Below are 12308 nucleotides of genomic sequence, written 5' to 3'. Positions count from 1 at the left end.
CGGCGGGTTCCGGCAAGTGTCGCCGATAGACTCGCAGCAAACTGGAGGGCTTCCGGCATTGTTAGGTCCAGATGTGGGTCCACTCGAAGCAGTTCAACGGCAAGTCGATTTACCTGGAATGGGTTAGCAAGATGCGGCACCGGTTTGCGGAACCGGAGTTTAGTTTGAAGACGCAGGTTGCTCTCTCTTTCGGACAGCAACAGCTGCTCAACCGCGCCCAGCCGGCAGTACTGAGGGGCCCCACGATGCTAGCGTGTAGGCTCCCGTGGTCTAACGGGCGCAAGGGGGATTGTTGCAGAAAGTCGCCCTTTAGGCCTCGTTCGATTGCGCGACTTTCCTACTCCTTGTTTGGGTAGTTGGACCAAATGGTGTGATATCTGTTCTGTTGGCTCTCGAAACGGAGCTCCTTGTCGTCCTCGTCCTCCGCCAGTAGGTCGGGCACGCACTCGCGCTCGAACCTATCAATGGCCGAGGCGTACGCAGCGGCTTGTTGATGGGAAACCTGCTCGATGCTTCGGCGATACGTCTCGTCTGACGCCGTCACTACGCGGAAGCCGTAATCCGCTAGCCATGCGATCGTTGCCAGCTCATCCCTTGAAAGCGACAGCGAAGCTCCCTGAGGTCGATGAATGAGCGGCTTAGGTGTCGCGGCGGCACGCTTGGAGTATCGTTGCAGCGCATCCTCTGTCGCCATGCGAATCTGCATCGCAAGCTGATGCTGGCCGGCGACTGATATTCCGGCAAGCGTGCCCAGCTCGAAGGATGACTTTATCCTCATCTCGCAGTTTTCATCTTTGCCGTCCACGATCTCCTGATAGTAGGCGTCCGGGCCTGAAAGGAAATCGGGCGGCTTGGGAAAGCGCTGGCTGGCAAGCACTTCCTCGACATGGTTGCTCATGAATGCGCGGTTGGTGAGCACGAACAGCGTCCAGCTCCAGATGCTGCGCTTAGCCCATAGCGCGAGGTATGCGGCTTGTAGGGCGAGGAGCGTGAAGAAGAATGTCTCGGCACCGCCGTCCATGTACTTCATCATGGCCCAGGCGAGGAGGAGGTCGGGAATCGCCGAAAGCGCCGCGTTCCTCCAGAAGCCGCGCTCCACCTTACTCTTTATGACCGTCATGCTGCTTCCCCAATTCTCCCGAGCAGCAATTTGCACTATCCGCTACCTGGGGGGCAATTGGGAGTGGGGGCTCATCTGAGTCCTCCTTGTGCTCTCAGCTTCGAACGTTCTCCCATGGCGACCGGTTCGGATCGGGTACTGGTCCAAACGCGAGGTAGGAGGGCACGTGGAGCCACCTCTCATAACTGGGTGTTCTAAGCTCACCTTAAGAGCCAGAACCTGCCTGCGTGGCCTAAGAATGCCAACTAGGCCCTGCGCTCTTCAGGGACTACCAGGCGCCGCTAAACGATCCTTCGCCGTTCGGCGAACACCACTCTAAGCAAACGGGCCTGCTCACTGCGGCCCACCTCCCTTTGGATAAGGTTCCTAGGTCGGCCGCTGCGGCAGCCCCCGGACGATCCCGGTCAGAGATGACTGGTTCGAGGGCATCAAAAAGGGCGCAAAACGAAACGTACGCTGCTTGTTCATCTATTCGAAATCTGTTGCGTATCTTGAGGACCATTTCGACACAAAGCTTACCAAACCACTATCCAGTTTTGCCTGGTAGTCGGCGAAGCGCGCTACCAACCGATTGTAAGTTCGCAACCTCATTCCTTTCGGCCGAGCAGGCGGGGCGCAGCTTTCTGGCGAAGACTTGCTAGCCAGACGCGCGCTGATTTTCGCCTTGCCAGAATGAGCACGATCGATCCAGGTTCCGAATTGAGACTGGTAGGCGACTTTGGAAGGCCACGCATGTCGACTTGCAAAAAGGCTCGCTCCCGGGGGCCTCCAAATCACCGATGCGAGCCGTCCAGTAAGTGGACAGACAAAATACCACTGTCGCCCACCAAAATTTCTCTGCTGCGAGGAAAGCGCAACTTCTTGCAGCGAATGTGCGATCCTTATTTGCAGGCGGCCTTCTGTCTCTCTTGTAATCTCTGCAATAAGCGAGGCCGAAGCTATGATGCCGCCCTTTGATCGGTTCCAGTTTATCGTACGGGCATGGCTGGGAGCGTGCGCGAGCTGAATCATTTTATTGCGCACCAGCCAAGGCAAATCGAGAAACAATCCGTCCTGCAAACATACACGTGTGCGAGAGCGCGCCAACTTAATCTCCTTGCCCGCTCTTCTTTCCAATCCGTCCGTTGCTCAAGAGCTTCACGAGCAGCGCCGACTTGCATGATAGTGTGGATTGCCCCGGTGGACTATCCATAGAAGTTGTGTCTTCTGGGCGCGACCTCCATGACAGAGACCGGCTCCCAGGAGCTCGTTTCAGCGCCGCATTGTCCAGCATGGCGTCTGCCAGAAGCCCCTTCAGGTTCGTGTTCTCGTCTTCTAGCGACCGCAGTCGCTTGGGCTGCGAGACGTCCATCCCGCCGAACCTGGTCTTCCATTTGTAGATGCTGGCGTCGCTGACACCATGCTTGCGGCAGAGATCGGCGACCGGAACCCCGGCTTCGTGCTCCTTCAAAATCCCGATGATCTGTTCTTCCGTAGCAATATGTAATCTCCTACTTGGAGACCTCTGTCGCCGCCATGAAAGTACGTCGTCTTGTTCATCCGTCCCTCAGGATTGGTACCCTTCTTCAATCGGTGCTAGCCGTGGCTACGTACTTCCGGTGAGCTTGTAGAAACTCATTCAGCTGCGTCACGGGAAAGCCGTTCCACCTATGGCCCAGGGCCACCGCGAATGCCGCCGGCCCTACGTAGTAGATGTCGATAGCTTGCGGATGTAGACGGCCAACGGCCTCGGTGATTGCGCTCTTGACGATCTGGAGGGACGATTGCACCTCAATACCGTTTGACAATGCCTGAGGTAGCTGAGCGAGCAAAACGTTCTGCTCGTCCGCCAATTGCAGTTGTCTTACAATTTCGGACGCGGGATCGCGTAGGATGCCGATCCCGACGACCAACCGACCGGCGACTAAGGCGCTGGGGCTCTTGATCTTCCAGGGAAGTCCGGGGCCCGGAAGGGGGTGCTGATCTGTGGACCAGTTTCCGCTCCTCATTGGGATGTCGAGTTCAAAACCGATCGCAGACCGAAATTTCCATCCTATAAGGAACGCAGTGGTCAATCGGTAAGATCCGGAAAGCCGTATCCGTGATGTGCCGCGTGATTGGAGCCAGCGCGAGGTCGTATCTAATGCTGCGGTGAGTGCGGACCATCCTGATCGATCCGGAAATTCCCCAGAACCGCCGGAGAACGCGGCAGCATCGATTTGAAGGGCATGCGCATCCTCTTCGTTCTTGTCCGACCTGATGTGCAGGGGAAAGACGGTCGGAAGGCCGAGGTTCGTGCCAAGAGCTTGTTCGATCGTTCGCGTCAACAGGTTCGCCGAGAGCGGCACGCCGATTGAGCGGCGGGCCAGCTCGCTCAGTGCCGCGAAAGCGTCCGCGACGCGGCGTCGGCTTGCGTCGAGAGACGGAAATGTCCGCGTTAGTTTGGTGTCGAATTGAGCCACTGCCGCATCAAGCTCAGGGAGGTTGCGCTCGCTCACTTCGACCGCTGCGGCGACGAACGCGCCGAGCTCGCCCCCGTAACTCGTCAGGAGCCGCTGTCGCAGCTCGTTGTCGCTTGCGGCGGCTATGTCTGCAAACGGAGCATAGAACGGGCGTGCGTTGCGCACGCGGTTGGGGTCGCGTGCTAGCCAAGAAACGGTCGGCGGCATTCTCGGCGTTACAAGTGCGTGGACGCGCGCCGCCTCCGGGTACACCGTCTCGAACGCTAAGAAGCCCTCTAAGACTTCGCGCACCTCTGCGGGCGAGAGTGTCCCGCCTTTCGCTTGGTAGCGTTCGAGTAGGCGTCCGCGCGGCGCCTGAGGCGCGAAGAAGCGCGCTTCAAGATCCTCCAATCCTTCGAAGATCAGCTCCTCGAATGCGGGATCGGCGAGCCATGCTGGCAGGCGGATCAGCCCGTCCCAAAGCTGATAGTCAAATCCGTCCTGGGCGATGATGCCACCCATTCCTCTCGCATCGGTCAGAGCCGGCGGCCTAGCGTCTTTCAACTTCCACCTCCAGCGTCGCCGTGGCCTCGCCGCGCGGATCGAAAACCCAAGCCGCGGCCGACAGCGCTGCGCCGTCGAGTTTTGCGATCATCAGGACGGCGAAGTTGCCTGCGAACCGCGGATCGCGAACCAAATGCCGCATCGTGGCCATGTCGATCCCGCTCGGCCGCACCGCGAAACTCGGATGACTGTGCCACTCACCGATGTAGTTGTAGCGCCGATAGGTATGGCGTGTGCGGTGGAAGAAGACGATTGCGTCGCGGGCGGCTTGCATAAGATCGACGACGAAGCGCGATACCGTGCCGGGCCGAGCCTGCACCGTCAAGTGCGTCACGCGGAAGTCGGACGGCGCGAGCTGCTCGCCGAACAACTGGCCGCCGGTCTCCCTTGCTCCCGCAGGTCCAAGCGTGGCGAGCAGCTTCTGGGTCTGGTCAGCCGACAGTCTTATCCGCATCCAGCCACTCCATGAACAGCGCCGTAGCGAAAGCCGCGGCCTCCTGGTTGTTCGTGGGTGGCGCACGCTCGCGCCGCGCGCCAACGTCCAGGCGGATATTGTGACCGTGACCCTCGAACAGCCAGGCCTTGCGATAGCCGAGCAGCAACCACGCCGCCTCCGGCGGCGGCGGTGCGCCGTCCAGAATATCGAGCACGACGCGCGCCGCGTGGGCCGCGGTCGCCGCCACAGCAGCGTCGTCGGCCGAGACCGGCGTGCCGTCCTCGGCCAGCATCTCATAGTTCCGCGGGCCGGGTTCGGGCGGAGCCGCGTCCTGCGCCGCGCACCAGGCGAGATAGCTGGCGCGACCTTCAACGAAGGGTGGATCGCGCTCCGGAATGCAAGCGGCGACCAGTCCACCCAGTCCGCCCTCGAATACCTGGACCGAGACGAACGCGCGCTTATTCGCTTCGGCCACCGCCGCTAGAAAGAGCGCGGTCGCCGGATCGCCCGTCGCATCCACGACCAGATCGCAGTTTGCGATTGCCTCGATCTGCCACGCATGTGTCTTCGCCGACCGCTGCCAATTTAGGTTGGCGTCGATGGTCTCCACTTCGGCTCCGGGCGCGATCGCGAGCAGGCGGCGCTTCAGGCCGCCAACCTTGCGAAATCCAACGGCGCTCCAGTCAAGGACGTGCCGTTCCAGATTGCCGGGAAGCATCACGTCGCCGTCGACGAGGGTGAGACGACCGAGGCCAGCTCTGACCAGCGTCTCGGCGAGCTTCGAGCCGATGGATCCTACGCCAACTACAGCGACGCTCTTCGCCGCCGCTTCGGCCGGCCGAGCCGATCGCGCACCGCCGTCGTCGGGCAGCACGAATACGCGTCGGCGATTAAGGGCGCCTTCGGCCGTTAGGTGGACAGCGCCGGCTGCGTCTTTGCCTGCAAATATCGCAAGGGCCGCCTCCGAGGCGACGAGCGCCTCCGCTTGATCGCCGTCGAAGCCGCCGAGGCGCGCGAGCGCGGCCCGATCGGAAATTTCGGCGGGCATCTCCGCGCGCGAGATGAACACCGGTATTTCGAACCTCCACGTGTTTAAGTCAGCGCCGGGAGGCCTGCGCGGAGAGGCTCGATCGGTGGCGTCGTGGACCAGGATCGGCCAGACGTCGTCGGCCGCCATCCAGCGCAGCGCCTTCACCTCGATCGCCGTTCCTGCGCGCAAGCGCACGGCGCACTCTGCGCTGATCAGCACCGGATGCGCACCCCAGTCATAGGCCTGTAGTTCGCCGACGTGATGGTCAGACCGCGCGCGGAGGTCTCCTTCGCCGAGCGGGTCCTCCAGCACCAGCAGGTCATAGGCGCTACGCAGAACGTCTGCGCCAGTCGCACCCGCGACCCAGTTGTCCGGTCTGAGCTGCAAGCACAACGTACCCTTGCCGTACTGGTGCGTGCTCCATTTTGCCTCCTCGCGCGGCTCGATCCACGCGGGCACTTCAGGAAACTGGTCGGGATAGACGAGCCTGACATGGTAGGGCCTGCCGTGGACGACCAAATCGCCTTCGGCAGACAGCCGTCCTTCATGAAACAGCCAGCGGGACAGCGTGAACCAGCGTTCGTCGCGCGCGCTCGCCTCAACGGCAGCCCGCTCGGCGGCCAGCCTTGGAGAATTGACGAGCCACCAGAACTTCAAGCGAAGCCGCGCGGGGTCTTGGGCGCAGCCATGGCGTTCGGAAAAGTGTATCCGGGCTGGGCGGGTGCCGCCGCGACACTGGCTAGGGTCGAGGCCTTCGCCACGTTGGCCGTCCGGCGGAAGCGGTCGCCGAAGACGCGCCGCCATTGCCATGTAGCCTCCTCCATGTCAGATGCGTTTTGCGCCCGTCGCGCGATGTCGGCGTAAACGCGCACCTTCTCGACGAAGTCTGTCCACTGCGCGAGCGAGACTTTGGAGATGATGTCGTTCGAAGGAACCGCTGGATCGGCGATGAAGGGCTTCCCGCCGGCGATGGCGAGCGCGCCGTAGGCGGCGTGAATGTTCGCCAGGGTCTGCGCGAAGGCTTCACCATAATGGGTCTCGTCAACCGGCGCGTGGCGACCGACCAGCACCTCTAGCACGAACCCCTTCGGACGCCGTCCGCTCCAGTTGACGCGTCGCCACCACTTAAAGAGCTTCACCAGCGGCTTGAACCGGCCGTCGAAGGCGGTGTTGCGTTCCAAGCTCCATTGGGTGTGGACCGGTGGGTTCGTGAACTTCCAGGTGTCATTCTCGCGGTCCGGGATCATGTAGCCGTTCCAGGTCTTGATCACCGGCACAACATCCATCTCCGCCTGCCAGGTTTCGACCCGCACCGACCTCTTATTGATACGCTCGACCGCGTATCCCTGGCCGCCGTCTTCGAGCGCCTGGCACAGCTCCTTGAGGACGGCTTCGGGCTGGTCGGAAGTTTCGTGGTTGGTGACCACGATGATGTCGACGTCGGGACGTTCCTGGCCATTCTCCGAGCTGTGGGGACGGATCGAGGTGTCGCGCGCGTAGCTACCGGAGAGGAAGCTCGTGACATAGCGGTCCTTGAACCGAGCCTGGGCCCTGAGGTGGTTGCGGACGCCGTTGTGGCCTCCTGACGCCCGGGATACCGTTGTCGGGCTGGGCTCGATGTCGGCCAGAAGCTCTGTGAAACGTGCTGCAGGAACCATGCGTCTCCTCGTGAGGCATCACATAAGTTCCAGCTAATGTAGTTCAAGCGCTGCGTGTAACGATACGTCTTCCATGCGAATGGTTGTCCCGTTCCACAGGCTTTTGTCCCGGACCCAACGCTGGACCCAAACTGGCGGGGACGGCCAGGTACTAGCCTTATCCAGCAAGCCAACCCCGGGGCCATATCGCTTTGAAATCATTACGGGGCGGTACTGGGTAGTACGGGCCGACAAACGGCGGCCCGTACTCCAAAACCGGGGGTCGCAGGTTCGAGCCCTGCCACTCCTGCCAGCGAAATCAAACACTTAACCCAGGACGCGGGCGGTCAGCCATCCTCCGGATATTGCCGCCGGACGGCGTGAAACCTAGCCACCGACCCGCGCTTTCCAGATCGCCTCCGCAAGGGCGATGTCGGCCACGGAATCCTCGCCGGACGCCAGCGGCGTCCTCTGTTCCACGATATCGGCGACGAATGCATCGGCCTGACGCCGAAACGCCCAGCTCGTGTCGCGCGGCAATTGCGTGCGTTGTCCTTGCTGATCGAGGATGACCTCCGCCTCCTGCTCGGCAAAAGGCGGGGGCAATTCGATGGTCAGCTTGCCCCGCTCGAATTCGATGCTCAGCCCCTCGCGCCAGACGCCTTCGGATCCATTCGCGAGCTGCAGCGCGCAGGCGACGCCGTCGAAGTCGAGTGTCACGGTCGCCGCGCCCGAGGTCTCGACGGTGCTTTCCGCAACTGTCGGTGACGATCCGAGCACGTAGCGCGCGAGATTAATGATATGGCTGAACACGTTCAGAAAATTGTCGTAGCCGGGTCGCATCGCGCCCGGCATCCAGTCGGGGCCATCCTGCCAGAGCTCGAGCCCGTCCGGCCGCACTTCGCCGGTCATGACGAAATTGTCCTGCGACCGGCCCGTGCTGCCACCGAAGCACCAGCCTCGCGCGCCAACAATCCGTCCAAGCGATTGATCCGCTCGCAGGCGCGCCAACTCGGCAATCGCGCGCGCCACCCCGGCATCATGACGCTTCATGTAGCCGATGCTGTAGACGAGGTTGTGCCGCCGCGCCGCCTCGGTCAGTGAAACGGCCTGAGCCGTGGTGTAGGCCATCGGCTTTTCCGAGAGCACATGGCGACCGCTGTTCAATGCATCCAGCACGATCGGGCCGGTGGCGCGACGCTTCGTCACGACGACGATGGCCGACACCTCGCTATCCGCCAGCAATTCCCGGTGCGTACCGTAAACCCGGGCGATGTCGAATTTCTGCGCCGCTGCGGCGGCGAGATCAGGCCGCAGATCCGCAATCGCGACAACGCGGCAGGTGGGGTTGGCGGCGAAATTGGCGAGGTGGCACATCTGACCGACCATGCCCGTTCCGACGATGCCAATGCCTGGCCTCACTTGCTAGGACCCCTCGAAGCGTTTCCGCAGAACGAGGAAATGCGCCGGCTGTCCCCAGGTGTTGATGAACGCCTGGTCGGACTGGGTGAGGGCTATGACTGTGGACGCATCCTGTCGCCCGATCGCGCCAAAGATACGGTGGAAACTGTCGAGGGTCGCAATGATGGCGTCGATGTCGGACGCATCGTCGGCGAGAACATCTGTCGCCGGAATCGTCTCGCGCAGTGACGCGAGGCTCGCGATCGCACGGGGCAGGCTGTCGCCGAAGGGATCGTCGATCATCGCATCGACATCGGCAACCAGTGTCTCGATCGAAGCCGAAATCGCGTCGACCGCTTCGGTCTTGCCGGCCAGATAGAGCTTCCGTCCGCCGAGAAAGCTCAGACGACTGCGGCCGAGGTGGCGCGTCGCGCGCCGCAGCTTCTCATCGTCGGACAGGATCTTCTTGTGCCAGTAGACGTCCAGGCCGTCGCGATAGGCGGGCCACGCCGAATGGATATCGAATCCCTGTTCGTGCGCAGCCGTGCACAAGGCGCCCGCGTCGAGGAAGTAGCGGTGCCGGACGAACGGATTTTCGAGCACGTCCATCAGCCAGGATTCGAAGCTGCGCGTGTGCGGAATGCTGTTCCATTTCGCGTCGAACAGCAGCTTCGCCGCTTCGAGTCCGGGACGGCCCGTCAGCACCTTGCCGGCCGCATGAATCGCCTTGAGCGCGAGCTCGAAGAAGCCGCCGTAGCGCTCGTAGTAGGAAACGACGGCGTAACCGTCCGGATTGAGCAGCCGATGAAAGATGCCGAGCCAATTTTCAGTCGGCTGCACCGTGTAGATGAATCCCTCGGCATCGATGATGTCGAAACGGCGATCGCTGTGAAATCCTTCGACGTCGAACGATAGGAGTTCGCGGAGACGTTGGGCCTGGTTGAAATGCGCGAAGTAAGCCTGGATTTTCGCGTGCGCATGCCGGTTCGGCTCGGCGAGCGTCATGTTTGCGCCCCAGCCGGCAAACACCAGCGCGTTCTCGCCGGAATCGGGGCCGAATTCGAGCACGTCTGCGTCGCGGAACAACCGCGGCGGCAGCACCAGCTTGTCGGAAAACAACTCACGCCGCAGGCCGGCATAGGCTTCGAGTTCGGCGGCGGATTTGAAATTGCCGAACGTCGGCAGGACGTCCTGACGTTCGTAATAGTTGAAGAGCTTGTCCTCAGCCATGCCGCGACCCTGCGGCGGCCTCGAGGCGATCGAGCTCGCTCCAGATGTCCGATGGCGCGAAGATCGAAACGATGTGGAGTGGACGCTTCACGTTTTCGCGCAGCCGGCTGCCGACCTTGTCTTCGTTCTCCTGGTTCACGGCCAGAAGACAGACGAGCGGTTCCGACTTGCCGGCGAGGTCCTCCGGCGGGCGGATCGGAATCCCGGTGCCGGGCAGGAACAAGCCCTGGCGCTCCTTCTGGTCGTCGACCGAGAGGTCGACGAGATCCGCGAGTTCATGGGCATTGGTGAAGGTGCAGGCGCGGCAGCCCGCGCCGTAGATGGCGATCTCGGCGCCGTTGGCGCGGGCCTTGGCGAGGATCGGGCGAAGACGCGCGCCGTACTCCCTTGCGCGCTGGCCGAACCTCTCGCCGACGCCAGACGGCGCGGGCGGGGCCGTAACGTCGCGCGTCGTACGTCGCGCTGCGATCGCGAGGCTGCCGCCGCTGAAGTTGTACTTCTTCACCGAGACCGCTTCGAAGCCGTGGCGCGCCAGCAGCGCGAGCAGCGTCGGCTCGGTGAAGTAGCTGACGTGCTCCTCCCACAGGACCGAGAGGTCGCCCGCGGTCGAGCCGGGCGCGAAATCAGGCACGTCGATGAACAGCAGACCGTCGTCGCGCAGCGCGATTTTCACGCAGTCAAAAAAATTCTCGAAATCGACGATGTGTTCGAGCACCTGTCGCGAGACGACGAGGTCGAACTTGCCGGCCTCCGCGACCGCGTCGTGACACAGCGCCGGGCTGATCATGTCGGCATAGACCTTGATGCCGCGCTCGCGGGCGATCTTGCCCGACACCGGGTTGGGCTCGACGCCCACCAAAATCTTCGCACCGCGTTCGCGAAGCCTGTCCATGAACAGGCCGTCATTGCATCCGATCTCGAACACGGATTGGTGGGCCGAGAATTTGGCGATGGTATCGAGTTCGTCGACCTGGTGCGGCTCCGGCTTCCAGCTGCTGAAATTGTAGTTGAACTGCCGGTACAGAATGTCGGGATCGATTGGCTTGACGATCTGGGGGAGGCCGCATTCGCCGCAGGCGAACACCTCGAACGGATACCGTTCCTCCTGTTCGTCGCGGCTGTGCCGAAGCCGATGCGCAATCGGCATCTGTCCGAGGTCGATGACCGGGCGCAAATTGGTCGAGTGGCAGAGGCGGCAATGATCAGTCATCGAATAGGAACCTCTGCTGGATTGGCTCGTGAAGCATGGCGATGGGCCAGATGCTCCGCGGCGAGCGCACCGGTCCTAGTGACATAGACCTGCACTTCCGCGGCATCGCCGCCATCCGGTGCCCAGTCGGGAAACGCCGTGCGGGAGGGATCGAACGGACCGGCGGTGGTTTCGTGAAACACCAGCCACTCCGAGGTGATCAGGATCGAGTGAAAAACCTGCTCGGGCATCCGGTAATAGCAAAGCACGCCCCGGCCGTACGGCGCCATCTCGAGCACGTCGCGAATGCGGCCGTCGTCCTCGAAGATCACGACCTGCGCAGTGCCCTCGATCAGGTGAAACGATTCAGGTTTGCCAAAATGCTTGTGAGGCCGCACATAGGCCTCGCGGTGATGCACGATCAGCATCTCGTGCAGGCCGGACGAAGGATCGGGATGCGTGCACAGCCGGCTGCGCAGACGCGGATTGCCTGCGGCGATGCGCTTCAGCTCCGCGATCGTGGCGTCGTCCGCCGTGACGATGGCGTCGTCCGAATAATACACTTCGGGATTTTGCGCCCGCAACGAGGCCGGCCGGCGCAGGCCCGTTGCTTCATTCGAAGAAGATGAACCCATGGTCGCCCCGGTAGCCGCATTTGTCGTAGATCCAGGCCCACGTCTCCGGACCATGGAAACTCAGGCAGGTGAGCTGCCAGTAGAGCAGGTTCGCCTTCTCGCGCTCGTCGCGGAACGATTCCACCATCAGATATTTCGAGGCGCCGCGCCCCACGCGCTCGATCTCCGACACGGCGCGGAAGACGTCCTCGAGCGGAAGATTGTGGAGCACGCCGAGCGACACCACGAGATCGAAGCTGTGGTCGGGGTAGGGGAGCTCGACGGCGCTGCCGACCTTTAATTGCGGCCGCACCTCCTCCTTGGCGTTGGCGATGCCATAGTCGGAGATGTCGATGCCGGCGATGGTGAGGTCGGGGACGAGCTGGGTGAGTTCGTAGAGCAAATAGCCCTTGCCGCAGCCGACATCGAGCACGCTCATCCCGGGCTTGATGCCATAGCGGTCGATCAGGGTCTGGGCGAGCGGGCGCCAGCGTCCGTCGTAGCGGTAGCCGCCGTAGCCATAACGGCGGTCGCCGTCCCAGTAGTCGTGTCCCCATTGCCGAGCGACAGTGGCGGATTCCGCCTTGTCGTGCTCGACGACCCGCTGAACGTAGTTCCGCTTGGTCGATGCGTGCATCGGCTGGAGCAGGTTGATCTCGGCCATTGT

At 62.2% G+C, this 12308-nt stretch carries 10 protein-coding genes and 1 pseudogene; all 11 read right to left on the bottom strand.

Annotated features, from left to right (window positions below):
* Nucleotides 1-337: 337 nt before the first annotated feature.
* Nucleotides 338-1120: a hypothetical protein gene (locus IVB45_RS22840; RefSeq protein ID WP_247361978.1), complete on the bottom strand. Its 783-nt coding sequence runs from the start codon at nucleotides 1118-1120 to the stop codon at nucleotides 338-340.
* Nucleotides 1121-2369: 1249 nt separating this feature from the next.
* Nucleotides 2370-2600: pseudogene (locus IVB45_RS22835) on the bottom strand (transposase); the annotation flags it as partial.
* Between the two features lie 85 nt (nucleotides 2601-2685).
* The gene (locus IVB45_RS22830; protein ID WP_247361975.1) at nucleotides 2686-4062 is read right to left on the bottom strand and encodes an SAVED domain-containing protein; all 1377 of its coding nucleotides are present in this window, start codon (nucleotides 4060-4062) and stop codon (nucleotides 2686-2688) included.
* 28 nt (nucleotides 4063-4090) lie between these two features.
* Complete coding sequence (locus tag IVB45_RS22825; RefSeq protein ID WP_256469445.1) at nucleotides 4091-4558, bottom strand: Mov34/MPN/PAD-1 family protein; 468 nt, start codon at nucleotides 4556-4558, stop codon at nucleotides 4091-4093.
* Nucleotides 4536-6227 carry a ThiF family adenylyltransferase gene (locus IVB45_RS22820; protein ID WP_247361968.1) on the bottom strand — a complete coding sequence of 564 codons (1692 nt, stop codon included), beginning with the start codon at nucleotides 6225-6227 and terminating at the stop codon, nucleotides 4536-4538. Before IVB45_RS22820 ends, IVB45_RS22825 begins: the two co-directional genes overlap by 23 nt.
* Complete coding sequence (locus IVB45_RS22815; protein ID WP_247361967.1) at nucleotides 6224-7228, bottom strand: nucleotidyltransferase; 1005 nt, start codon at nucleotides 7226-7228, stop codon at nucleotides 6224-6226. The genes IVB45_RS22820 and IVB45_RS22815 overlap by 4 nt, the downstream gene beginning before the upstream one ends.
* Before the next feature lie 366 nt (nucleotides 7229-7594).
* Entirely contained in the window at nucleotides 7595-8629 is a 1035-nt protein-coding gene (locus IVB45_RS22810) for a Gfo/Idh/MocA family oxidoreductase (protein ID WP_247361965.1), read from the bottom strand.
* A gap of 3 nt (nucleotides 8630-8632) precedes the next feature.
* Entirely contained in the window at nucleotides 8633-9838 is a 1206-nt protein-coding gene (locus IVB45_RS22805) for a class I SAM-dependent methyltransferase (protein WP_247361964.1), read from the bottom strand.
* Entirely contained in the window at nucleotides 9831-11048 is a 1218-nt protein-coding gene (locus IVB45_RS22800; RefSeq protein WP_247361962.1) for a class I SAM-dependent methyltransferase, read from the bottom strand. The genes IVB45_RS22805 and IVB45_RS22800 overlap by 8 nt, the downstream gene beginning before the upstream one ends.
* Entirely contained in the window at nucleotides 11045-11662 is a 618-nt protein-coding gene (locus IVB45_RS22795) for a WbuC family cupin fold metalloprotein (protein WP_247361960.1), read from the bottom strand. Before IVB45_RS22795 ends, IVB45_RS22800 begins: the two co-directional genes overlap by 4 nt.
* Nucleotides 11640-12305, bottom strand: coding sequence for a class I SAM-dependent methyltransferase (locus IVB45_RS22790; protein ID WP_247361958.1), 666 nt, complete (start codon nucleotides 12303-12305; stop codon nucleotides 11640-11642). The genes IVB45_RS22795 and IVB45_RS22790 overlap by 23 nt, the downstream gene beginning before the upstream one ends.
* Nucleotides 12306-12308: the final 3 nt, after the last annotated feature.

Source organism: Bradyrhizobium sp. 4, from assembly GCF_023100905.1.
In the GTDB taxonomy this organism is placed as follows: domain Bacteria; phylum Pseudomonadota; class Alphaproteobacteria; order Rhizobiales; family Xanthobacteraceae; genus Bradyrhizobium.
This window is presented reverse-complemented; position numbering and strand designations above follow the sequence as displayed.